Raw genomic sequence first — 24,870 nt, 5'->3', positions numbered from 1 at the left:
TATTTTAGAATGCGGGATAACCCGGGTTCTGTTTTAAGTTCTGGTTCGTTTGCCATGCGTCTTGAGAGATCGGGAAGATATTCATGTAGTCTTTCCCTTTCGTTTCAGATTTCAGCCAACGAGCGTTTTGGAAAGTTCCAAAGCGAATATTGTCTTGACGTGCGTGGCATTCCCATGCCAACTCGAACTTACGTTCTAAGGCGATCTTTTCTAGATCTACGGATGCGTAATTGTGGTTAGAGTTACCGTAAGCACGTTCGCGGACCGCATTGACCAAACGTGTAGCCTCCGCATTGTTGCCTCCTGTGCGTATCAAACACTCTGCTTTCATCAAATATACATCAGCCAGACGGAAAATATGGAAATCATTCTCCATCGCATTAGTTAAGGACTTATCGAAAGTCCATTTGTTACAACGAGCGCCGTCTTCTTGGTTCACGTCACCCCAAATCGTACCATCACGTTCCGTTCCGGGGATAACTGTAACTTCCGGAGTGTGTATCAAAGGACGGTCGTGTGCCGTGATCAACACTTTCCCAGTAGCAGGGTCGATACTTGGACCTACTAAGAAAGAGCCTTCATAGCGAGGATCTTCCTTGTCGAATAGCAATACATAATCCGGCTGTGCGCAAATACCGTTCCATGCGCTGAAAGTAGCTCCAAGAGGTATATTATCTTTATAGTGCAAAGTACGGTAATGTAATTGATTTTGCCATTCCGTATCGTTCGCACTAAAGCAGCAAGCCAAGATAGCTTCTCTTGATTGTTGGTTATTTACTTGGAAATTTGTTTTCCAGTTAGCCTCTAATATATAAGGAAGCCCCATCACGACATCACAAGCGTCAGCGGCCTCTTTATATCGAGGAGAGTCTACGCCCCAAGCCTCTGCGTTTAGGTACAACTTTGCCAATAAGGTATAAGCGGCACCTTTCGTGAATTTTCCATAACTAGCGTCAGAAACATCTTCACGAAGCAAGTCCTTGATCTCGTTTACCTCTTTAACCAACCAATCATAAACTTCCTTCCTTGTTTTGCAAGTGGGCAGTTCTGTGTCATTGTAATCTATACTCAATGGAACATTTCCCCAATTATCCATCAGGTAATAAATCCAGAACGCACGTACACCGCGGATTTCCGCTAACGCTCTAGCTTTTGCGGATTCTTCCAATGCGGAAGTACTAATAGTCTCGTAAATTAAGTTACAAGCAGAGATCGCTTCCGTAGATCTTGACCATGCGTTTTTCACGGCTGAGGTATTCGCAGTCCATGCGTGCATGTGTAACTCACGATACTGACCACCATCATACCAGTCACCACCTTTACGGGTAGGTACGACCGCCATATCTCCTGAGCATTCCGATAAAGCAATACATGCGTCAGAGAAATATCTTTTAAATGTATTGTATGCAGGGCCAATGATCGAATTGATTTCACCATCGGTTTTACCGAAGTTTTCTGCTGGAATCTTATCATACACCGTTTCATCCAAATCCGTACAGGAGGGCATGGAAAACATTAGTGCAGCACCAGTAAATAATGATATAATTGATTTTTTATTCATAATTAATAACGATTTAATTTAGAAAGTTAAATTAACACCCAATGTGAAGGTACGTGCCTTCGGGAAGAATTGACGAGGCTCAATACCCGGAGACAAACCAGCATCCGTATCGGAAGATTCACCACGGAACAATTCAACCTCTGGGTCTAAACCTTTGTATCCAGTAATTACGAATAAGTTCTGAGCGGCGAAATAAAGACGAGCTTTATCCAACCAATTAATCTTCTTCGTATCGAAGGTGTAACCTAAGGCCAAGTTATCCAAACGGATGAACGAACCATTCTCCAAATAATAAGAACATACGCGAGAAGATTCTTTCATCGTATAAGTCAATTCATCATCTAATGCGTTTGTACCGATCAAGTACGTATTATTCGCATAAGCCGCACGCGGGTTGTTCAATACCTTGTTGCCGATCGTTCCACGGAAGAAGAAGCTGAAATCCCAGTTCTTCCAAGTGAAATTATTTTGCCATCCAAATGTCAAGTCTGGTTGTGCGTCTCCTACGTATGTGCGGTCATCGTCCGAGATCTCACCATCACCGTTCAAATCCGTAATGATATATTTTCCGTCCTTGATACCCGTACATTCCAGCATGAAGAATTGTCCTACGGGACGGCCTTCCTCTACTACGTGAGAAGTTACGCCGGAAGCACCACGGATCCATGGATCGCCTGTATAAATACGGTCTGTCGTATAAAGATCGCTTGACAACTTCGTGATTTCATTCTTATTGTGGGACAAGTTCAATGACATATTCCAGTTGAATGTCTTGTTACGGATCACATCTAAGTTTAACAAAACCTCGATACCTGTATTTTTCATATCACCTACATTGGCTTGCATACGGTCGTAAACATACGGAGGAGTCGGAACCTTGTAAGTATAAAGCATGTCTGATGTACGTTTGTCATACCATTCGATTGTACCACCTAAACGGCCATTGAACAAAGAGAAATCTAAACCGATGTTTAACATAGCCGTAGACTCCCATTTCAAATCCGGGTTGGCATTCTGGGAAATCTTATAAGATGTAGCCCAATTACCATTGTCATAATAGATACCGGACATGCCATAAAGCTCCATGCTCTTATACGGCTGTAAACCATCTTGGTTACCGGTAACACCGTAGCCCGCACGTAACTTCAAGTCATTGATCCAGTTTACGTCTTGCATGAATGCCTCTTGTGAGATACCCCAAGCTGCGGAAACAGAGGGGAACGTACCCCATTTATGATTCGCACCGAACTTAGAGGAACCATCTCGACGGACGGTAGCCGTAATCATATAACGCTCGTCATAGCTATAGTGAGCGCGGGCGAACATAGAGATCAATTTGTAGTAGTTCTTACCAGACTCAACGTCGCCTGTCTTTAATCCGGCTCCGGATTGCAAAGCGTTATATGACAAATCGTTGATCAAAAAGTTGCGGTTTTGAGCGAAGAAATAAGAATATGTGTTATCCTCCCAAGAGTAACCGAGAATCGCATTCAATTTATGTTTTTCGTCCGCACCAAAAGACTTATTGTAGTCCAAAGTCCACTCCATCAAGTTACGATCCCATGCCCGATTACGTTTTTGCGCAAAGCCATTATTACCCTGTCCGACCGTCGTACGAGAGTCGTCATAGCGGCTATACTCATTAGAGAAACGGCTCTTATATAAATTTGCCTTGATGTTCAATCCGTTGATAATCTCAAATTGGATATCACCGGCACCATAAAAATAAACGTTGCTGTTTTTTCGCTCGTTCAGATTTTGGTTTTGAACAGGATTACCTTGGTCATACTCCGCATTAACTTTCGTGAAGTAAGAACCATCAGCGTTATAAACTGGGTAAACAGGCAACATGCTGTATGCCAACACGAAGTTGTCACCATTCGGAACATGTGAGTCTGTCAAGGTAGCAGATCCAGCCAAACCAATACGCAAACGGTCATTGATCGCACGCTGCTGGAACTGGAAGCGGAAGCTATGGCGTTGCATATCGTTATCGCGCATGATACCATTTCGATCCAAATAGGTATAGGACGCACGATAGTTGTTCTTAGAACCACCACCAGACAAAGAGATTGAATGGTTCTGAGAAACTCCGGTACGAGTCAGTTCATCAAACCAATCTGTGTCGGCACCATATTGGTCGTATACGCTATAGTCTAGACCTTTGCTATTTGCGTAACCTCTCCATTCGTCCGCATTCATTAAATCGGGCTTATTGGCCATCAGATCAAAGGCAACATAACCATCATAGCTGATTTGTGTCTTGGAGCCAGAACCTCTCTTGGTCGTAATCAATACTACACCACCAGCGGCACGAGAGCCGTAGATAGCGGCGGAGGAGGCATCTTTCAAGACGGAGATAGACTCGATATCGGAAGGAGCTACCGTCGACATATCACCACCGGGAATACCATCGATAACGATTAACGGACCTTGGTCGTTCTGCAACGTGGATGTACCACGCAAACGCATCGTAGATCCACGCGTCACATCACCGGAGCCGGAAGTGATCGTCAAACCAGCTACCTTGCCTTGCAACAAGTCGGAAGCGTCACGTGTGATACCTTTGTTAAAACTTTCTTCGGATACGTTCGCCACGGATCCTGTGATCTCCCTACGGGTCTGCGTACCGTAACCGATCGCCACGACCTCTCCTAAGTTTACTACGGATGGAGATAACTTAATCTCTACCGTGCTACGTCCTTTAACACTCTCTTCGATCGTGTTATAACCAATAAAGGATGCTTGAAGAACAGCCTTTTTTAAATCATTTACGGTAAGGCTGTAGTTACCGTCCATGTCAGTGATAGTACCATTGGTAGTTCCCTTTTCTACGATGTTCGCACCGATGATGGGTTCACCAAGTTCATCTAGTACCATGGTTTAGAATCATGCTACGTATACTCTGTTAATATCAAACATATTCAATATTTTTCCGTAATAAGAAATCAAGCATGGTAGCATCTAGGTATATCAGGTACCATATGAGTATTACACAATAGAGTGAAATAAATCAATCATCAAAACAAAGTATGGATGGTTTTATGTAATGTTTTTTTACATTATCATGGTTTAATTTAAAAAAGTTATTATATTTGCCTCGAAAATTCTCAATTGTGTTTGTGAATTCAATGATTGTTAACCTAAAAATTAAGTAATTATGCAACGAAAGAAAACATTTGATTCTTTCAGACGCTGTAAGGTAGTGATACTTTCAGTGTTAATGTCTTTTTGCATGACAGCGGCATTTGCCCAATCTGGCGCTGTTAAAGGAAAAGTTCTAGATGAACAAGGTGAGCCCATCATCGGTGCGAACATTGTAGAAAAGGGTACTACCAATGGTACGATTACCGATATTGACGGTAATTACACTCTAACGCTTAACGACTTGAAAAAAGCCGTTCTTCAATTTTCTTTTATTGGTTATAACACTTTGGAAGAAGGTGTTAAAGGACGTAACAAAGTGGACGTTAAATTAGCTCCATCCGTAGTAAATTTGGGTGAGGTTGTTGCGATCGGTTATGGTACGCAGACTCGTAAGGAGATTACCGGATCTGTAGCCAATGTCTCCGAGGAAAACTTCAACAAGGGTGTTAATCGTGATGCTTCAGATTTGCTACAAGGTAAAGTGGCTGGTTTGCAGATTACTTCTGGCTCTGGTGATGTGACTCGTAGCTCTCAGATTCGTTTGCGTGGTACTTCTACCTTGCAAAACGATCAAGGTCCTATGATCGTTATCGATGGTGTTCCCGGTGGTGATATGTCTACGGTTTCTCCTTCAGATATCGAGTCTATTTCCGTATTGAAGGATGCCTCTTCTGCTGCTATCTATGGTTCTCGTGCCGCAGGTGGTGTTATCTTGATTACGACCAAGAGAGGTTCGGGAGCTAAGACTCAGATTAATTATGATGGTTATGTGACAATGGATAAGGTTGCTAACAAACCGGATATGCTGAATGCTTCCGAATGGCGTGATGTGAACAAACAATTGGGTAGTGACATCTCGCAATATGACAAATATAACGCTGATACTGACTGGTTCGGTGCTTTATTACGTACGGGTATTTCTCAGAATCATGCCTTGTCATTGTCTGGAGGTTCTTCCAAAAGTAACTATCGTGCGTCTTATACTTACTTAGACCGTAAGGGTATCGCTCGCGATAACTGGATGAAGCGTCACAGTTTCCGCTTCCAATTCCAGCAACGAGCTATCAATGATCGTTTGCGTATTGGTTTGACGGGAGCTGCTACCTTGACAGATATGCAAGCTACGTTTGCCGACTATTTCATCGCTGCTTACAATAATGTTCCGGTCGTTCCGATTTACAATGAGGATGGCTCTTATTTTACGGGTAACGACAACGCTTATAACCAAGGTAACATGGTGAAAGCCCAAGATGAAAACTACAAATTATTCAAAAATAATTATTTCTATGGACAAGGCGATGTGCAGTTTGAAGTAATTGAGGGCCTGAACGTAAAGGCGAACTTATATAAGAGTCGTTATACTAGCGATTATAGCCAATGGGAAAGCCCCGACAATGCGTTAGGTGGTGGTGCCGGAAACTCTTTGGGTGATAGCTCGAATGGCTATGCCAAGAGACGCAACTTCGTATGGGATCGTGAGTTGATGGAATGGACGGCCGACTATAACAAGTCTTTCGGTGCGGAGGAAAAACATAAACTGAACGCTTTGCTGGGTTATTCTTGGGAAACCAACGGTTATCAGTCGCAAGAATCTTTGGCAACACAGTTCTCTGTAGCATCTATGGGTGCCAACTCTATCCAAGCTGGTAACGATTTGAAGATCGGTAATGTGACTTCCAGCAAGAATGACTATAAATTGATCTCTTTCTTTGCTCGTGCGCACTATAGCTACGATGAGCGATATATGATCACCGCTACGATGCGTCGTGATGGTTCTTCTAAGTTCGGTGCTAATCATAAATGGGGATGGTTCCCGTCTGTATCTGCTGCTTGGGGTATTTCTCAAGAGGCCTTTATGCAGGATATCAGTTGGTTGAACGACTTAAAGTTGCGTGCTGGTTATGGTGTGACAGGTAATCAAGATGGTTTGAAGCCTTATAAGAGCTTGGAGTTGTATCAGCCGTATGGTACTTATTACAACGGTGGTGGTACATCTACCTCTTTCCGTATCACGCAGAACCCGAACCCGGATTTGAAGTGGGAATCAACTGCTATGTTTAATATCGGTGTAGACTTCCAGTTATTTAACGGTCGTTTGGGCGGTACGGTAGAATATTATAGTAAGAAGACTTCCGATATGCTTTATGACTATGCTGTACCGACTCCAACGTATGTGTATAAAAAGATCGCTGCCAACGTTGGTGATATGAGCAATAAGGGTATCGAGGTCATGTTGAACTTAGACGTGATCCGAAACAAGAGCTTTAACTGGAATACTTCTATTAATTTGTCTCACAATAAGAATGAGATCACGAAGTTGTCTAACGACCTGTTTTCAACAAGCCGTGTTTATGTAGGTGATCCGTGGATCCGCGGTGCTTCCGGCGTGACTTCTCATGTGGTAGAGGAAGGCTATCCGGTCGGTCAGTTCTTTATGTTGAAATGTAACGGCATTGATGAAAACGGTAAGTTTATTATGGAAGATGTCAATAAGGATGGACAAATCTCGGACGATGACCGTACATACGTAGGTGATTCCCAGCCGGATTTGACATTTGGATGGAACAATACCTTCACTTGGAAGAATTGGGATGCCAGCTTCTTCTTACGTGGGCAGATCGGTGGCAAGTTGTTGAACAACCCGCGTGCCGCTTATGGTAATAATACCTATGTAGCCGGAGCTAACGCTATGAAAGGTGATGACTTGATGTTACTGAGAGAGAATTCACGTGTAAGCTCATATTATTTGGAGAATGCCTCTTTCGCCCGTTTGGATAATATGTCTATTGGTTATACATTCAATACGAAGAAGATTGATTGGCTAGACAAAGCCCGTATTTATGTAGCTGCTCAGAACTTGTTCGTAATCACAAGCTATTCCGGTTTGGATCCGGAAGTGGAGCTCTTCCGTGGCGAGGCTAGCGATACGGATGCCGGTCTGTCACCGGGTATCGAACCGCGTAACTATATGCCGAAGGCTCGTTCATTTACATTTGGTGTTAACTTATCATTCTAATTTTAAATGCATTCGTTATGAAAAAAAGAAATATAATATCGTTCTTGACTGGCACGGCTCTCCTTTTTTCTATGCCAGCGTGTACGAACTTGGATGAAACGGTATACGATAATGTCCCTGCGGATTCATTCGGTTATACTGATTCGGAGATCAGTGTGTTGGTAGGGACCGTGTATAAGACATTGAAGAATTATCCTGCGGATGGAAATTTTATTGCGCTGGATGTGATGTCGGGATCAGATGCTGTTACTCCTACCCGTAAGGGTGGTGACTGGTATGATGGTGGTCAGTATCGTGAGATCTACATGCACACATGGACTTCGCAGACTTCTGTGATCAAGGGGGCATGGTCTACGGCTTCTGAGGCTATCGGTACTTGTAATGCCAACTTGAAGGTAGTGGAATCTTCTGATTTCTTATCGGACGAACAGATGTCTCTATATACATCTGAAATCCGAGGTATCCGTGCTTTTTGGATTTACAAGATGATGGACGATTGGGGCAATATTCCATTGGTTACTGATTATGCGGATAAGGAACTTCCGGCTTGCCAACCTCGCCAGGCCGTGTTTGATTGGTTGATTAAAGAAGTGACAGAGATTGCGGAAACTTGTCCGGGTCGTGAAAATGGTTATGCTAAGTTTACGAAAGGTGCAGCTTATACGTTGTTGGCTAAATTATATTTGAATGCGGAAGCTTGGGGTGTAAGTTGTAACAATGCTTACCAGATGGCCGCAGAGTGTTGCGACAAGGTGATGGCGATGGGTTATATATTAGAGCCGGACTTTAAGGCAAACTTCTCCTTGACGAACGAGAGTTCTCGTGAGGCGATCTTGGCCGCTCCGTTCTCAGAGACGGATACGGATAAGGATAATCGTTGGCAATTGATGAACCGTACGTTGCACTACAAAGATCAGTTGGCTCTTTCTAACGGTGTTTCTGCTTGGAATGGTGTTTGTGCGCAGCCGGAATATGTTAAATTGTTCTCTGATGACGATCCTCGTAAGGAAGCTACATTCTTGATCGGCCAGATGTATAATGCCTCGACCGGTGAGCCTATTGAGACAGACCATGGTTTCTTGTTGAACCATACGATCGATGTTACTATGTTGGCTGGTACGGAATATGATGGAACAACTTGGGGAGCGGTAAATCAGCACGATGGCGCACGTTGCCAAAAATGGCCGTACTCAACGACTTTGACAGACGCTATGGGTAATGACTTCCATGTGTTCCGTTATGCGGATGTTCTTTTAATGAAAGCAGAGGCATTGCTTCGTAGTGGTGGTAGTGCGTCTGAGGCCACAAGCTTGGTTAATCAAGTCCGTGAACGTGCGTTTGGTGATTCCAATCACAATTACGCTACTGTTACGCTGGATGATATCCTTCTTGAGCGTCGACTCGAATTGTCTTGGGAGATGCACAACCGTCAGGATGATATCCGTTTCGGGGTCTATGACAAAGGTATGTGGGCTGCTTCAAATTGTGTGAGAAAGACAGATGCTTATTTGAAATTGTTCCCTATATCTCAAGATGCTTATCAATCTAACGATAAATTGACTCAGAACCCGGGTTATCCTGCGTTCAAATAAGGATTTTTCGGAGCTAGATGAGGTATGCTTATACTTTGTCTAGCTCGTTTTGTATAATCTGATGTATTTGGATTCTATGAATCCGAAGATCCATTGGAAAATAAAAGAGACAAGAGCAGAAGGTTGTGCCAAAACACTGGCACAACCTTTTTTATGCGCGACTACCGGCGTGGGCCGTAAGGACTACTTGTGCAGGTCCTAGGCACTAGTGCTTATCGCTTGTGCCGATACGGATGAAATTCTCCTTGATCAAAAGGGTGGGTATAGCTAACTCATACGCCTATCCCCACTGAGGTTCTACTGCCCCAAACAGACGTTGCTTTTTTATCGATTATTAGGGGGGCTTTTGAGGCTTTTTGCAGAGGGACTGGCGTATGGGACCCTACCAAATTTATCCCCATGAAAGATGATGCGTCTTTTCCCTATAAGATGTATCATCTTACAATAACAAGATGTATCATGTTGCAGCGATAAGATGTATCATCTTTCATTATATTATAATGCTTGTTCCATAAAATGCCTTAACTTTGCCAAACAACAAAATATTTTCAGTATGAGTCAAGTGAAAGGAATCCCTTACGGAATATCAGATTTCAATCGAATAAGGAATGGTAATTTCTATTTCGTGGATAAAACGATGTACCTTCCGCTTATCGAGAAGATGCCTAGCTATCTTTTCTTGATCCGTCCGAGACGGTTTGGCAAGAGCGTATTCCTTAGCATGATGCGTACGTATTATGATATATTGCGTCAGGATGATTTTGATGCATATTTTGGAGATCTCTGGATTGGTACGCATCCAACCGGTGAAAGGAATAAGTATCAGGTACTTTATTTCGATTTCTCTAAAGCGGGCTGTTCGATGCCGGGAGCGGACCTGATGACAAGTTTCAATGATTATTGCGGCTTAATCATTAATCAGTTCGCACATGTGTACGCAGCTTATTATGACGCTGATTTTAAGGAGACCGTCGAGCATATAGAAAGCGCCAAGTCTAAGCTGGCTTACATAGAGGTAAAAGCGAAGGAAAAGGGATATCCCCTGTATCTCATTATAGATGAGTACGACAACTTTACCAATGTGATATTGAGTGAGCATGGGCAGCGAATGTTTCATGATTTGACTCATGCCAGTGGTTTCTACCGGGAGTATTTCAAACAATTCAAGGGAATGTTTGACCGTATATTCATGATGGGGGTAAGCCCTGTGACGCTGGATGATTTGTCGAGTGGATATAATATAGACTGGAATATCTCGGTAGATCCTCGTTTTAATGCCATGATGGGTTTTGATGAAACGGATGTTCGTGAGATGTTCCGTTATTATCAGCAAAACGATATGCTCAAAGGGGATGCTGAGGCTATGATTACGGAAATGAAGCCTTGGTATGATAATTACTGTTTCGCAAGAGAGAGCTTGGGTGACGATCGGATTTTTAACTGTGATATGACTTTGTATTATTTACGTTGGCAAGTTGATTTTCATTGTTCCCCGGTAGAAATGGCCGATAAGAATATCCGAACGGACTATAGTAAGCTGAAGATGCTGGCACGTATTGATCGTGACTTCGTACAGGAGGAAAATCGTATGGGTATCATCGAGGAAATCGCGGCAAAGGGAGAGATCTTGGTGGACTTACATACATCCTTTCCTGCCGAACGGGTAACGGATATAGATAATTTCCGTAGTCTACTTTATTATTACGGTTTGCTTACGATGTGTGGTACTCGAGGCGATCGTTTAAGAATGTGTATTCCTAATAATTGCGTACGTGAGCGATATTCTGTTTTTCTCCGGGAGGTAGGGAGAAGTATAACATAACTCCGCTTTTTTGTATACCTTCGCGCCATGAACAAACAAGCGCTGCTTTTTTATCCGTTGTTGGGGGTGGTTCTTTTGGTGCTCTTTGTGGGAGGGCTGGCGTATGGGGCCGTACCGATTCCTTTGGATCACGTGATGGATATTTTACTGGGGAAGGGATCTGATAAGATCGCATGGCAGAATATCGTGTTGCAATCTCGTTTACCACAGGCGATAACCGCACTGTTGGCGGGGGCTTCACTGGCTACGAGTGGGCTGTTGTTGCAAACCTTATTCCGGAATCCGTTGGCCGGACCCTCTATATTAGGTATCAGTGATGGGGCTAATCTGGGAGTGGCCGCTATCATGTTGTATTTTGGAGGTACGCTGGGGCAGTTTACGGATTGGCCGGTCAGCGGATATATGGCGGTGATTCTTGCTGCGTTCGTAGGGGCTTGCGTGATCTTGGGATTGATTATCTATTTCTCTGCGAAGGTGAAGAACAATGTCATGCTCTTGATTATCGGTATAATGATCGGCTATCTGGCCTCGTCGGTTATCTCTATACTGAACTATTATTCCTCGACAGATAGGGTACATGCTTTCGTGATGTGGGGACTGGGCAATTTCTCGGGGGTATCCTTGGAACAATTGCCTTTCTTCGGGACTTGCGCATTGATCGGGTTGCTGTTGGCTGTCTTGCTGATAAAGCCTCTGAATGCCTTGTTGCTGGGAGAGATGTATGCCGCTAATCTGGGTATACGGATCAAGCGGGCACGAATAGCCATCCTTTTATGTACGGGGATATTGACCGCTACGACTACCGCTTTCTGCGGACCGATCTCTTTTATCGGATTAGCGGTTCCGCATATCTCACGGCTGATGCTTGGTTCTTCCAATCATAAGATATTGGTGCCGATAACGATGTTGACGGGCTCCTGTATCGCCTTGCTTTGTAATTTATTGATGGTCGTACCGGGAAGCAACACGATTTTACCCTTGAATGCGGTGACACCTATGCTGGGTGCGCCGGTTATTATCTATGTAATCGTAAACCGGAAGAATATTCAATATTTTAATTAGTGGTTATGGAAAGGATTCCAGTTATAAGGACAAAAAATCTGAGTATTGGATATGTTTTGAAAGGTGGACACCTAAAGTTGGTGCATGATGCCCTCGACTTGAATTTATATCCGGGCGAGGTGACTTGCCTTCTCGGGTTGAATGGTGCGGGAAAGTCTACCTTATTGCGTACGCTGTGCGGTTTCCAGCCCTCTCTAGGGGGCGAGATCGAATTGAAAGGAAAGCCGTTGGCCTCTTACTCGCAAGGTGATTTTTCCCGGATGGTAGGTGTTGTTCTCACGGAGAAAACGAATGCCGGCGGAATAACGGTTTACGAGTTGGTCTCTTTAGGAAGACATCCTTACACGGGATTCTTCGGCCAGTTGAGGCAGGACGACCGGAGGATTATCGAAGAGTCGTTGGCTGCTGCCGGGATTGCCCATAAAGCACGCAATTATGTGTCGGAATTAAGCGATGGCGAACGGCAGAAGGCCATGATCGCTAAAGCTTTGGCTCAGCAATGCCCGATAATCTTGCTGGATGAACCGACCGCCTTTCTGGATGTGACAAGCCGGATTGAGACCATGGTTCTCTTGCATAAGTTGGCAGTGGAACAACAAAAGGCGATTCTCTTATCAACGCATGATCTGGATTTAGCGATCCAGCTGGGGGATTGCCTGTGGCTGCAAGAGAAAAAACGTCCGATGGCATGTGGAACGCCGGAGGACTTGATTATGGGAGGGTCGTTTGAGACATTCTTCAGTAAGGAAGGAATAGTGTTTGATCCGAATACCGGAAAATTGAATACGGTAGCGCCTACTGTTCCGATCGGGGTAGAGGGAGATTTCATGGTTTCTTATTGGGTGGGGAATGCCTTGATCCGGAATGGATTTAAACCCTCCCCGGTGAATAAGGATTCTATAAATGTTTATTGTGAGGCACCGGATCGCCTGCGTATCCAATTACCCAATGGGGATGTAAAGATTGCGACAAGTATGGCGGAGATGGTCTCATGGATTCAAATCTTATAAGAAGCGAGTTTGTTATGACAAATGAAATTACATGGCGGCTGGAAAATGAGAATATAGGCCGTTTGTTGGTACATTACGCGATTCCCGCCGTTATCGGGACCATGGTTAATGCTCTTTATAATATCGTAGATCGTATATTTATCGGACAAGGAGTGGGTGCGCTAGCTATCTCCGGATTGACTTTGACTTTCCCGATACTACTCTTTATGCAGGCATTTGGAATGTTGATCGGCGCGGGAGCCGCTACAAGGGTCTCCATTCATCTAGGCCGTAAGGCGAATGATCTGGCAGATAACGTATTAGGAAACGCTTTCACTTTGACATTCATTATCGGAGCCTTGACGATTATCCCCAGTATGATTTTCTTGGATGATTTGTTAACGTGGTTCGGAGGAAGCGAGCAGACGATACCTTATGCGAAAGACTATTTATATATCGCTATCCCGGGTAATTTGCTGGCTACATTAAGTTTTAGCTTTAATGCCGTGATGCGTGCTTCCGGATATCCGAAAAAGGCGATGTTCACGATGATGATCGGTGCCGTATTGAACGTGATCCTAGACCCGATCTTTATCTTCTGGCTGGATATGGGGATACAGGGTGCCGCTATCGCTACGGTGATCTCCATGGCTGCCGGTGCCGCTTTCGTGATGAGTCATTTTATCAGCAAGGATAGTATCGTACGTTTCCATACGAAATATTTCCGGTTGAAAGGTTCCATTATTTGGAATATATTTACGATCGGCATGTCTCCATTTTCCATGCAGCTGGCGGGCAGTGTGGTTGTGGTGATCATGAACCATGCGTTGAAAGAGAATGGAGGCGATTTGGCGATTGGAGCCAGCGGTATTATTTCCAGTATCGCCATGCTGCTGGTTATGTTGATTATCGGTATCGCCCAAGGGATGCAACCGATTGTCGGGTTTAATCATGGCGCTGGGCATCATGACCGGGTATTGGCTACCTTGCGGTTGTCTATTATAGTATCGACCTTGATTACAGGGGTAGGATGTATCGTCAGTTTATTATTCCCGAGACTGATCGTTAGCGTATTCTCGACGGATGCCGAATTGGTGTCGATTACGGATAATGGATTACGTCTGACGATGCTGGTCTTTTTCGTTGTCGGTTCCCAGATTACGATCAGCCAGTTTTTTCAAAGTATCGGTGTCGCATGGAAAGCGATGTTTCTGAGTCTAAGTCGGCAGGTTTTATTCCTGATACCGGCTATCCTGCTATTTCCTCCGATCTGGGGATTGGATGGCGTTTGGCTAGCGCAACCTTTCTCCGATTTCATCGCGGCGGTAACCGCATGGGGCTTTTTATGGTATCATGTTAAAAACGTGAAAAATAAGGGTTAAAGATGAACTTATGTCGATGTTAATTGTATTTTTATTGTATGTATAAAAGTACTTTTATAGACAAACCTTTAAAAATGAGTTAATATGAAGAAGATTGTATTATTGCTCGCCGTTTTATTATTTGGTGCAGGGTCGATGATGGCACAGCAGGACAAGTCAGCAGAGAAAGCTGCGAAGCAGGCCGAGAAAGAAGCAAAGAAAGCAGAGAAGGCAGCGAAGAAAGCTGCGGAGGAAGCCGAGGCTAACGCATTGTTTGAACAAGCGGTGCAAGCTTTGAAGAATAAGGATTTCGTATTGGAAGCGGATCGTATAGAGTTTAAGCGCGGTAGTTTTGTTTATGTTACTCCGAACACGAACTTCGTTTCGGTGAAGGGTGAGAAGGCTACCATTCAGTTAGCGTTTAATACTCCGGCGGCCGGTCCTAACGGAATAGGAGGTATAACGGTTGATGGAACAACTTCCGGTGTACAGATGAAGACTGACAAAAAAGGAAACGTTATGTACGAGATGAATGTGCAGGGTGTAGCAGTATCCGCTAGGGTTACGTTCCGTATGGCGAAAGGTACGAATAAATGTACTGCCACGGTATCGCCTAACTTTAATAGCAACCGTATATCCTTTACGGGAAATCTCTATCCTTCGAGCGAGTCGAATGTGTTCAAGGGACGTTCTATTTAATGTAGATACAAAGAATCGTGAAGGCGGACTTTCTTTCGGGAAGCCCGCCTTTCTGTTTATAAGAAGGATGAGATTGGACTATTTCCAAGCATCATTTTGTACCAGATAAGCTTGGCCGTTCTCATCGTTTCCTGCGGTCTGGATCTCTGTCTCGGGAAGCGGGAACATCGTCTTAGAAGCGGTTGGAGCGGATACACCATAGAATTTAGTTAGGTATTGCTTCTCATAATTTATATATGCCGTCAATTCCTTGTTCATATAATCACCTCCCCAACGAACCAGATCGAAAAATCGTTGTCCTTCCATCGCAAGTTCCAGCTTACGTTCCATATGAATCGCCTTGATACAAGTTTCCTTGTTGCTGAATGCGGCGTGACTGGATGGATAAGGTTTCACTAAATAATTGGCGGCAGGCGTTCCGTCTTCCAGATAAATGATATTGTCCGGTTTGGCTGCACGTTCACGGATATCGTTTACTTGCTGCATGGCGGCACTTAATTCTCCGTCGTTCGCTAGGCATTCCGCGTATAACAATTTACAATCACGTAAGCATAGATATTGTAAATTCATGGCAGAACCGGGAGCCCAGCCGGATGAATAGGTGGAGCCAGCTAATCCGGCATCCTGTTCCGCTTTGCTATAGACATGCTTTTTCGGTAGGAATACACCACCGCTACTTACATTTCGTATCCAATCATTAGCAGGCAATCCCCAATCTTTATAGGGAATCTCCATACGTCCTACGGCGAAATCTAAACGAGGGTCCACGGCGATTGTTTTATCATTCTTAGAGATGTAATCATAATCGGTAACACGTTCTGTTACGGATTTTTTATTTCTGTACTCTCCATCAAGATAAGGAAGTCCGTTTTCGTCTACTTGGAATGAGTTTACCAGTTCGTAAGAGGGTTGATAAAATCCGCAACATCCACCGGGGCCTGTGTTATGAGGATAATTCAGTAAAAATCCGTAATTCCCGTTATTATTGGCTCCGACAGAGAATTGTACCTCAAAAATAGACTCTTTCCCATTTTCGGTAGTTGCGTTAAAATTTGCGTCCAGATCATCTTGTAAGGCTAATCTCTCTCCTTTAGGGCTTAATCCGTTTGCGATAATATCGGCCAAGATCGGTTTGGCGGCTGTCATATCACCTTGTTGCATTAGTATTTTAGCCTTTAACGCTTTTGCCGCTGTTTTCGTAGGGCGTGCCACTTCGGTCTGTTTTTCGGGTAATCCTTCGATGGCCGCTTCTACATCTGCTAAAATATTAGGATAAATGTCCGTACCGTTATGAACTTTCGGGTCATTTTCTTCAGCGGCGATCGTCTCGTCGATATAGGGCATGCCGGTCGGTCCGAAAATCTTTACCCCTTCGAACATGAATAGGGCACGTAAGAATTTTAGCTCCGCGGTCCGGTAGGCCTTGGTTGTCTCATCCATGTCTGCCGCTTCTTTCATCACATTGAGTGCTAAGTTGCAACGTTGTGCTCCATAATATGCGTCTTTCCACTTATTCTGTAAATAGTCGTTTGTGGCCGTGACGGCATACGTCTCTACGGAATTCAATACAGATTGGTCATTGGATTCGGAGCCTTTATTAGCGTCACCTCCGTATACACCACCGAATACCCAATTGAACATATTGTCATATCCGGTCGGCCGGGTCAAACCGGCATAAGCGTTGACCACCAATAACTCAACCCCTTCAGCATTTGTTAATGCTTCTTGGTCAATACTGCCTTGAGGAGCTTTATATAGAAAATCCTCACCGCAAGAACTCAAGGTAAATAAAGCAACTGCGCTTACTATTAATATTTTATGTCTCATAATAGTCGTTTTTATAGTAAAATGGATTTAGAAAGTAAAATTCACGCCCAATAAGAATCGCATAGTTGTAGGCCAGCCTCCCATATCGACTCCTCTTTTTAAGTCTACACGTCCGGCTCCGTCGGTGTCAGAATCGCTTTGCCGTAAATAGGCGTTGGTAAACTCTGGGTCCAAGCCTGTATATCCGGTGACCGTAAGGATATTCTCGGCTTGTAAATACAGGCGGAGATTCTGGATACCAGCCTTCTTGAGTAATTCCTTAGGCAAGGAATATCCCAATACGAGATTTTTCAGGCGTAAGAAGGAGGCGTCTTCTACGTAATAAGAGCTAGAATAAGCTCCGGAATAGTTATCTTCCGTATTCAGCATAGGAAGGATAGCATTACTGTTATCGCCATTCAATGTCCATGATTGATCTCTGAGGCGTGAGGATTTATTACCGTTGAAAGTCCAGAAATTGGTAAAATATTTTGTGTTATTATATAAGTCATTGCCGATAGAGAAGTTCCAGAACATAGTAAAGTCCCAGTTTTTCCATGTTAACGTGGCGTTGAGGCCTCCGGTTAAGTCCGGATGAGGAGAGCCGATAAAGGTCCGGTCGCTATCATCCAATTTGCCGTCTCCGTTCAAGTCCTCGAAACGGAAGCGGCCGACATAAGCGGCAGCGTCTGCCTCTGTGATATCACTTTGTCCGAATGGCTTGGTTGCCATAACATCGGCTACGGACTCATAAAAACCATTTTGCTTCAACCCCCAGAATTCAGACACGGCATGTCCTTTTGTCGTACGGGTTACGTATCCTTCGATGCGCGTACCGCTAGCCCATAGAGAATAATCGTCAGCTTCCGCGAGTTTCAAGACCTCATTTTTATAATGGGATAAATTCAAGGATAGATCCCATGCCCAGTCTCCTTTTCGGTCACGGTAATTAAACATGAAGTCGAAACCGGTGTTCTTTATATCTCCGAAGTTGATATAAGGGCTTCCGGATTCTCCGGCCATCGAGGTGTAGGCCGCTTGTATCAACATATTGGATGTCTTCTTCGTATACCATTCGAATGAACCGCTGAATTTACCATTCAGGAAGGTTGCGTCCAGACCCAAGTTGACCATCTTGGTCATTTCCCATTTCGTATCAGTGTTACCGTAGGTACTGAGGCGGAATCCGGTTGTCTCGCTATTGTTCGCTCCGGTCATGTCGTAATTTGTATAGGAGGTGCTGGTCGTGAACAAATTGGCGAAATTAGTTGCGACAGGAATCTCTGAGTTACCCGTGACGCCGTAACCGGCTCGTATCTTTAAGTCGTCCAGCCAATCTCGGCTTGGTTCCATAAATGCCTCCTCTGACATACGCCAACCGGCGGAGATAGATGGAAAGACTCCGTAACGATTATTTTCCGAGAAACGGGAAACACCGTCCCGGCGGATAATACCGGTTAATAGATACTTATCCTTATATCCATAGTCTGCACGGGCAAACATACCAAATAGCGCGAATTCTCCATTGTAAGTGGAAGAGTTGGTACGTTGGCTATTGTTCTCGCCCATATCCAAGGTGTATGTATTGGTATTGTCTTCGAATAAATAGTTATATCTACGTGCGTTGAGGGATCTGCCTAAACCGTCCCGAATAGCCTCTGTTCCCAATAAGATGTTCAAGGAATGGATCTCATTGAATGTCCGGCTGAAAGATAACGTGTTGGTCCAAACCCAACGATAATTAAAGTAATTACTTTCGTAAAAGTTATTTTGACCGCCGGACTCGGAGAACTCCGGGTTGTTTTTAGTCATCGAGTAAGAATAGTCATTACGATAATCGATACCGAAGTTTGTTTTGAAAGTCAGTCCAGTCCATAGGTCTGCTTCTCCATATACGTTGCCAAATATACGTTGGGTAGTGGCATAATTATCCTTATTCCTTTCACGAATAGCTACAGGATTCTGGAAATTGCCGGTCCCGGCGAATAAGGAGCCTGCATAATTGCCCGCATAGTCATAAACCGGTACATAAGGAGAGGCCCGATAAGTCCATGAGTAGATGTTGGACTCTGTACCTGAGAAGCTAAGTCCGTTGTTTTTGCTAAAACTATAAGTTAGGTTCTCTCCGAATCGCAACCATGGGCGGACGTTATACGACGAATTAGCACGTGCTTGATAGCGTGTGAAATAAGATTCGATAGCGGTACCTTGCTGGTCGAAATAGTTCATGCTCATGGTGTATTGCCCTTTATCGGTACCTCCAGACAAGGACAGCTGATGATTCTGCATCCAACCGAGTTGACTGATCTCATCCCACCAGTTCGTATCGCCTACGGGCGCATAGACTACGTTGTTCGCTTGATCGTAATCGCTAGGATCGATGGAGGTGCTACCACCGGCGCCGGTTACGGTCATGTAATTGGGTAGATGATTAACCCAAGAGTCGGAAGTACTTCCGAATTGCTGGTGGTAAGGTAATTCTCCATTGGCGCTGGCTCCCGTTAGGTCCAGATTGTTTTTCGAGGCTTGCCATTCAACATCAATACGGTCATAAGCGTTTAAGACGTCATAGCGTTTACCTGTTTTAGAGAAACCGTAATATCCGTCATAGGTTAATCTCGGTTGTCCCGTTTTTGTCCCTTTCTTGGTCGTGATCAAAATGACGCCATTCGCTGCTTGCGCTCCGTAGATCGCAGCGGAAGAGGCGTCTTTCAATACTTGCATACTCTCGATGTCATTGGGATTGATAGAGCTTAGGTCTTGGTCACGAGTGGATACGCCATCGATAACATACAAAGGTCCGTTGTCATTGATGGAATTAATACCTCGGATGCGTACCATCGTGGCTGAACCGGGAGCACCGGAGGTACCGATGTTTACGCCCGCCGCTTTACCTTGCAACTGTTGTGTGGCGGAAGAACCGGAAGACGCCAATAGCTCTTCAGTATCGATAACCGCTACGGAACCTGTGATGTCCTTTTTCTGTTGGGTACCGTAACCGACAACGACTACCTCGTCTAGATTTTGGGTGTCTTCCTTTAAGGTAATGTTCATGACGTTCCCGCTTGCAGGTGTTTGTTGAGTTACGTACCCGATGTAAGAGATGACCAGAATGGCATTCGGCTCTACTTCTAATACGTATTTACCATCCAGATCGGTGATCGTTCCGTTCGTGGTACCCTTTACGACTACGTTAACACCTAATAGGGGCTCTCCTTTAGCGTCGGTGATCGTACCCGTTATTTTCCGGGATTGTTGCGTAACAGAGGTTTCCGCTTTTAATACGGAACTTTGCGGTATGATAGCACCGCCTGCCAATAAAAAGCATAAGGCCAATCCTAGCCTGCTTTTAAAGATCGCATGTCTGTGTTTCATAATAAATAGGTTAATAAAGTCTAGTAAACTGAGGCAATATTAAGGTTTGTTTAGACGAAGACCAATAAAAATCAATGAATGCCTTTATCTATTCGGTGAAAAAGCCTTTTTAATCGGCGAACAACTTTTGGTGGAATTCTTTTGTTTTTTATCCGTCTGGGCAAAGAAAAAGGACACCGGCAGGTGTCCTTTTCTTTAATGTTTACCTATTCTGCCGGTCTGTATGATGAACCGGTTTGTTAGGGCTTTCACAAGTCCTAACGGTGCAAATGTAAATTAAGGAGAGAAGTATAAAAAATAGAATCAGTGAACTGGCGGAATTATTCGATGAACAGGGTTTTTTGTTCGGTAAACTTTCCGTAAGTTCGCGAAATAAAAATTTAACATCTTATAATCATGCAACTATCCATAGATCAAAAAGACATCGATAAATTCCTGATGATAGGCGATAAAGTATTGATTAAGCCTAAGAATCCACAGAGCCAGACGAAGACCGGATTGTATCTGCCTCCCTCGGTTCAACAAGGGGAGAAGATACAAGCGGGTTATATCATAAAGACGGGGCCCGGATATCCGTTGCCTTCTCAATCTGAGGAGCATGAGGTCTGGGAGAAAAAGAAAGGGGAGGAGGTGCAATACTTGCCGCTTCAAGCCCGTGAAGGTGATTTGGCTGTCTATTTGCAGAATGCCGCTTACGAGATCAATTTTAATGACGAGAAGTTCTTGATTGTCCCTCATTCCGCTATTTTGATGTTAGTGCGTGATGAAGGTTTGTTTGAATAAAGCCTTTTGTTAAGGAAAATAGGGCTATATTCACTTTTTTATCTTATTTTTGCCAGCAAAACAAGACAAACTATCAACAGTAGCGATTATAATGAATAAGATTGTAAGTAAAGAACATTTCTCAGCCAACGTGGTGAAGCTGGAAGTCGAGGCTCCTTTGATCGCCCGCTCCCGCAAGGCCGGTCACTTCGTGATCGTGAAGGTTGGCGAAAAAGGCGAACGTATACCTCTTACCATTGCCGGGGCGGATACCGAGAAAGGTACCATCACCTTGGTGATCCAAGCGGTAGGCGGCTCATCCCGTAAAATCTGTGAATTGAATGAGGGTGACTATATCACGGATGTGGTGGGTCCGTTAGGGCAGGCTACCCATATCGAGAAGGTTGGAACGGTTGTTTGTGCCGGTGGTGGCGTAGGTGTCGCTCCGTTGTTGCCGATCGTGGAGGCTTTCCATAAGGCAGGAAATCGTGTGATCGTCGTATTGGCGGCCCGTACCAAGGACTTGGTGATCCTTGAGGAGCAGATGCGCCAAAACTCGGATGAGGTAATTATCATGACCGATGACGGATCGTATGGTATGAAAGGCTTGGTGACGAATGGCGTGGAGAGCGTGATCAACCGGGAGAGGGTGGATTTATGCGTTACGATCGGTCCGGCTATTATGATGAAATTCGTTTCCGCTCTTACAAAGAAATACGAGATTCCTACCGTAGCTTCCTTGAATACGATCATGGTGGACGGAACGGGTATGTGTGGTGCTTGCCGTATTACGGTAGGCGGGAAGACCAAGTTCGTTTGTGTGGACGGACCGGAGTTCGATGCTCATCAAGTGGATTTTGATGAGATGATCATGCGCCTCGGCGCTTATAAGGATATAGAGAAGAAATAACGAAACCACGTAATTGAATCATGACAACAGAAGAATTAATCGCTGCTCGTCGTGCCGAACCTTGGCGGGAGGCGCTTCGCAAAAGCAAGAAAAATAAAGAACGTGCGGATATCCCCCGTGTGAAGATGAACGAGTTGGACCCGGAATACCGGAGTCGTACCCGTTTGGAGGAAGTTAACTTAGGCTTGACAAAAGAACAGGCTATGCAAGAGGCCGAGCGCTGTCTGGATTGTCCGAATCCTACTTGTATGCAGGGATGTCCGGTAAATATCAATATACCTACTTTTATCAAGAATATCGAGCGTGGGGAATTCTTGGAGGCCGCTAAGACCTTGAAAGAGACAAGTGCCCTGCCCGCTGTTTGCGGTCGTGTCTGTCCGCAGGAGAAACAATGTGAGAGCAAGTGTATCCATTTGAAAATGGGTAAGGAAGCGGTTGCCATTGGCTACTTGGAACGTTTCGCCGCTGATTACGAACGTGAGAGCGGTAATATCTCGGTTCCGGAGATTGCGGAGAAGAACGGTATCAAGATTGCCGTGGTAGGTTCCGGTCCTGCCGGATTGTCTTTTGCCGGAGATATGGCGAAGCGTGGATATGATGTGACTGTGTTCGAGGCATTGCATGAGATCGGTGGTGTATTGAAATATGGTATCCCGGAGTTCCGCCTACCGAATAAGATCGTGGACGTGGAGATTGATGGCCTTCGTAAGATGGGCGTACAGTTTGAGAAAGATTGTATCGTGGGTAAGACGATCAGTTATGATGATTTGCATGCGGATGGCTTTAAGGGCGTGTTCGTGGCAAGTGGCGCCGGTCTGCCTAACTTTATGAACATTCCGGGTGAGAACTTTGTGGGCGTGATGTCGTCCAACGAGTATTTGACCCGTGTAAACTTAATGGATGCGGCGAATCCGGAAAGTGATACGCCGGTGCTACAAGGGAAGAAGGTGGCCGTGATCGGAGGTGGCAATACAGCTATGGACTCTGTCCGTACTGCTCGCCGTCTGGGCGCTGAGCGTGCTATGATTGTCTACCGTCGTAGCGAGGAGGAGATGCCCGCTCGTTTGGAAGAGGTGAAACATGCGAAGGAAGAAGGTGTAGAGTTCTTGACGCTTCATAATCCGATTGAATATATAGGAGATGAAAGAGGTCGTGTTAAGCAGATGCGCTTGCAGAAGATGGAGCTAGGTGAGGCGGATGCCTCTGGTCGCCGTCGTCCGGTACCTATCGAGGGAGCTATCGAAACAATCGATGTGGATGAGGTGATCGTTAGCGTCGGTGTATCTCCGAATCCATTAATACCCCGTGCCTTTGGAGGCTTGGAGGTGAGCAAGAAGGGTACGATCGTAGTGGAGGAAGACAGTATGCGCTCCGCTTTAGGCGATGTGTATGCCGGTGGTGACATCGTTCGTGGTGGAGCTACCGTGATTCTGGCGATGGGAGACGGTCGTAAGGCTGCCGCCGCTATGGATGCGGACTTAAGAGGATAAGTATAATATCTATTAGTTCTATAAGGAAAGACGGGTTGTTTGGACGATCCGTCTTTTTTCTTTTATCGTGATACGGAGATTTATGTTTATTATCTATAAGACTAATTCTTGAAATAATCTCTCAAATGTCTGTTCTAGATCGTTGGAAAAACCGGGATGTGGACGCGAGGTTTGGATAGAGGCACTTCTTATGGCGGTAAGCCAACGAAAGCGCTCCGGAATATCTAGGCTGGCTATAGGACCTCCATCCTTTGCGCCGGAACATATCTTATCGAAAACGTGGAGATTCGTACACAAAGATTCCTTATCTATATCTGATGTGAACAGACGAAGTTTCTCCTCGTTTACATGATAGCGAGCCTTGATGAATTTAGGCCGTTTACAGAACATGATAAGGCCTACATTGATAAACTCCTCCCGTTCGATTTTCGGTACGATACGGATTACGGCATATTCATATAAGTGTTTGTCTTGCATGTCGAGCTTCATTTATAAACGTGTCAGAATGGGCGATTCGGTCAATTAAGAACCGGATATATACATCACGTATCTCTTGAGGCGTACCGGGACTATCGTTCCAATGCAACCAATCGTCGGGTACTAGACCTACGATCTCACGAATTTTCTCTTCCGTTAAGATACGTTTGAAATCTTTGTTTACTTCCTCCAGCAGCGTCGCTTGTGGCAATAATACATGATCCTTGATATGGATGAAAGGGCCGATCGCATGTTTTTGCCAATTTACCCATGAGAAATGGAAAAATAAGGAAGCTCCATGATCGATGAGCCAAAGTTCTTTATTCCATATCAACATATTCGTATTCCGGACCGTGCGGTCTATATTTGTCAAAAGAGCATCGAGCCATACGACTTGTGAGGCGAGTTTGGGATCTACACGATTGACTACCGGATCGAAAGTCAAGGCTCCGGATAAAAAATGTAATCCCAGATTGAGCCCTTGACTTGCTTGTAGTAAGTCTTGTATCTCCTCGTCACCTTCCGACCGCCCGAAAGCCTCGTCAAGATTCAGGAAGACCAATTCTGGTACATGGAAACCCAAGCAACGAGCGATCTCACCTCCGATCAACTCGGCTATCAAGGCTTTTGTCCCATGTCCGGCCCCCCGGAACTTAACGACATATTTAAACTCATCGTCTGCCTCCGCTAAAGCAGGCAATGATCCGCCTTCCCGCAGAGGCATGATATATCGGGTAACATTCGCTGTACGTAATTCCATAACCCTCACTTTGGCTCACCCGATAAATCAGGGGGAAAATT

15 protein-coding genes and 1 pseudogene are annotated in these 24,870 nt (G+C 44.8%); 10 read left to right on the top strand and 6 right to left on the bottom strand.

From position 1 onward, the window contains the following. Positions 1-4: 4 nt before the first annotated feature. Both DWX84_RS15610 and DWX84_RS15605 read right to left on the bottom strand, forming a co-directional pair. Positions 5-1,561, bottom strand: coding sequence for a RagB/SusD family nutrient uptake outer membrane protein (locus DWX84_RS15610; RefSeq protein ID WP_005867840.1), 1,557 nt, complete (start codon positions 1,559-1,561; stop codon positions 5-7). An 18-nt stretch (positions 1,562-1,579) separates the two neighbouring features. Next, on the bottom strand, positions 1,580-4,441 hold the full coding sequence (locus DWX84_RS15605) for a TonB-dependent receptor (RefSeq protein ID WP_008777903.1): 2,862 nt from the start codon (positions 4,439-4,441) through the stop codon (positions 1,580-1,582). A gap of 280 nt (positions 4,442-4,721) precedes the next feature. Between DWX84_RS15605 and DWX84_RS15600 the strand changes: the two genes are divergently transcribed. The 7 genes and pseudogenes from DWX84_RS15600 to DWX84_RS15570 all read left to right on the top strand — a co-directional run bounded on the left by DWX84_RS15600 (position 4,722) and on the right by DWX84_RS15570 (position 15,249). Beyond that, entirely contained in the window at positions 4,722-7,724 is a 3,003-nt protein-coding gene (locus DWX84_RS15600; RefSeq protein ID WP_008777904.1) for a TonB-dependent receptor, read from the top strand. A gap of 17 nt (positions 7,725-7,741) precedes the next feature. Next, complete coding sequence (locus DWX84_RS15595) at positions 7,742-9,316, top strand: RagB/SusD family nutrient uptake outer membrane protein (RefSeq protein ID WP_048928124.1); 1,575 nt, start codon at positions 7,742-7,744, stop codon at positions 9,314-9,316. 553 nt (positions 9,317-9,869) lie between these two features. Then, positions 9,870-11,117: pseudogene (locus DWX84_RS15590) on the top strand (AAA family ATPase); the annotation flags it as partial. 48 nt (positions 11,118-11,165) lie between these two features. After that, entirely contained in the window at positions 11,166-12,200 is a 1,035-nt protein-coding gene (locus DWX84_RS15585) for an iron ABC transporter permease (protein ID WP_048928125.1), read from the top strand. Between the two features lie 5 nt (positions 12,201-12,205). Further along, positions 12,206-13,210 (top strand): ABC transporter ATP-binding protein, encoded by a 1,005-nt coding sequence (locus DWX84_RS15580; RefSeq protein ID WP_048928126.1) that lies wholly within the window; start codon positions 12,206-12,208, stop codon positions 13,208-13,210. A 14-nt stretch (positions 13,211-13,224) separates the two neighbouring features. Next, positions 13,225-14,571, top strand: coding sequence for an MATE family efflux transporter (locus DWX84_RS15575; RefSeq protein ID WP_048928127.1), 1,347 nt, complete (start codon positions 13,225-13,227; stop codon positions 14,569-14,571). Between the two features lie 84 nt (positions 14,572-14,655). Then, on the top strand, positions 14,656-15,249 hold the full coding sequence (locus tag DWX84_RS15570) for a DUF4251 domain-containing protein (RefSeq protein ID WP_005859017.1): 594 nt from the start codon (positions 14,656-14,658) through the stop codon (positions 15,247-15,249). Between the two features lie 78 nt (positions 15,250-15,327). Here the strand turns inward: DWX84_RS15570 and DWX84_RS15565 are convergent, their stop codons facing one another. Both DWX84_RS15565 and DWX84_RS15560 read right to left on the bottom strand, forming a co-directional pair. Continuing rightward, a complete protein-coding gene (locus tag DWX84_RS15565; protein ID WP_005867851.1) occupies positions 15,328-17,076 on the bottom strand; it encodes a RagB/SusD family nutrient uptake outer membrane protein in 1,749 nt (582 codons plus the stop codon). Positions 17,077-17,103: 27 nt separating this feature from the next. Next, a complete protein-coding gene (locus tag DWX84_RS15560; RefSeq protein ID WP_122377554.1) occupies positions 17,104-20,430 on the bottom strand; it encodes a TonB-dependent receptor in 3,327 nt (1,108 codons plus the stop codon). Between the two features lie 396 nt (positions 20,431-20,826). Here DWX84_RS15560 and DWX84_RS15555 point away from each other — a divergent pair, with 396 nt between their 5' ends. The 3 genes from DWX84_RS15555 (at position 20,827) to gltA (ending at position 23,592) form a co-directional block, all read left to right on the top strand. Next, entirely contained in the window at positions 20,827-21,213 is a 387-nt protein-coding gene (locus DWX84_RS15555; protein WP_005859009.1) for a co-chaperone GroES family protein, read from the top strand. A gap of 91 nt (positions 21,214-21,304) precedes the next feature. Continuing rightward, positions 21,305-22,102: a sulfide/dihydroorotate dehydrogenase-like FAD/NAD-binding protein gene (locus DWX84_RS15550; protein WP_005867880.1), complete on the top strand. Its 798-nt coding sequence runs from the start codon at positions 21,305-21,307 to the stop codon at positions 22,100-22,102. 20 nt (positions 22,103-22,122) lie between these two features. Further along, positions 22,123-23,592: an NADPH-dependent glutamate synthase gene (gltA, locus tag DWX84_RS15545; protein ID WP_005867881.1), complete on the top strand. Its 1,470-nt coding sequence runs from the start codon at positions 22,123-22,125 to the stop codon at positions 23,590-23,592. Positions 23,593-23,685: 93 nt separating this feature from the next. Here the strand turns inward: gltA and DWX84_RS15540 are convergent, their stop codons facing one another. Together DWX84_RS15540 and DWX84_RS15535 are read right to left on the bottom strand one after the other, a co-directional pair. Beyond that, a complete protein-coding gene (locus tag DWX84_RS15540) occupies positions 23,686-24,069 on the bottom strand; it encodes a DUF3037 domain-containing protein (RefSeq protein WP_005867882.1) in 384 nt (127 codons plus the stop codon). Then, a complete protein-coding gene (locus tag DWX84_RS15535) occupies positions 24,047-24,829 on the bottom strand; it encodes a HipA family kinase (protein WP_005859001.1) in 783 nt (260 codons plus the stop codon). Before DWX84_RS15535 ends, DWX84_RS15540 begins: the two co-directional genes overlap by 23 nt. Positions 24,830-24,870 lie beyond the last annotated feature (41 nt).

The sequence above is a fragment of the Parabacteroides sp. AF21-43 genome (genome assembly GCF_003635435.1).
Classification (GTDB): domain Bacteria; phylum Bacteroidota; class Bacteroidia; order Bacteroidales; family Tannerellaceae; genus Parabacteroides; species Parabacteroides distasonis.
This window is presented reverse-complemented; position numbering and strand designations above follow the sequence as displayed.

Coding starts and splice junctions, on each gene's coding strand:
- DWX84_RS15610 (WP_005867840.1), bottom strand. CDS start 1,561: ATGAATAAAAAATCAATTATATCATTATTTACTGGTGCTGCACTAATG.
- DWX84_RS15605 (WP_008777903.1), bottom strand. CDS start 4,441: ATGGTACTAGATGAACTTGGTGAACCCATCATCGGTGCGAACATCGTA.
- DWX84_RS15600 (WP_008777904.1), top strand. CDS start 4,722: ATGCAACGAAAGAAAACATTTGATTCTTTCAGACGCTGTAAGGTAGTG.
- DWX84_RS15595 (WP_048928124.1), top strand. CDS start 7,742: ATGAAAAAAAGAAATATAATATCGTTCTTGACTGGCACGGCTCTCCTT.
- DWX84_RS15585 (WP_048928125.1), top strand. CDS start 11,166: ATGAACAAACAAGCGCTGCTTTTTTATCCGTTGTTGGGGGTGGTTCTT.
- DWX84_RS15580 (WP_048928126.1), top strand. CDS start 12,206: ATGGAAAGGATTCCAGTTATAAGGACAAAAAATCTGAGTATTGGATAT.
- DWX84_RS15575 (WP_048928127.1), top strand. CDS start 13,225: ATGACAAATGAAATTACATGGCGGCTGGAAAATGAGAATATAGGCCGT.
- DWX84_RS15570 (WP_005859017.1), top strand. CDS start 14,656: ATGAAGAAGATTGTATTATTGCTCGCCGTTTTATTATTTGGTGCAGGG.
- DWX84_RS15565 (WP_005867851.1), bottom strand. CDS start 17,076: ATGAGACATAAAATATTAATAGTAAGCGCAGTTGCTTTATTTACCTTG.
- DWX84_RS15560 (WP_122377554.1), bottom strand. CDS start 20,430: ATGAAACACAGACATGCGATCTTTAAAAGCAGGCTAGGATTGGCCTTA.
- DWX84_RS15555 (WP_005859009.1), top strand. CDS start 20,827: ATGCAACTATCCATAGATCAAAAAGACATCGATAAATTCCTGATGATA.
- DWX84_RS15550 (WP_005867880.1), top strand. CDS start 21,305: ATGAATAAGATTGTAAGTAAAGAACATTTCTCAGCCAACGTGGTGAAG.
- gltA (WP_005867881.1), top strand. CDS start 22,123: ATGACAACAGAAGAATTAATCGCTGCTCGTCGTGCCGAACCTTGGCGG.
- DWX84_RS15540 (WP_005867882.1), bottom strand. CDS start 24,069: ATGCAAGACAAACACTTATATGAATATGCCGTAATCCGTATCGTACCG.
- DWX84_RS15535 (WP_005859001.1), bottom strand. CDS start 24,829: ATGGAATTACGTACAGCGAATGTTACCCGATATATCATGCCTCTGCGG.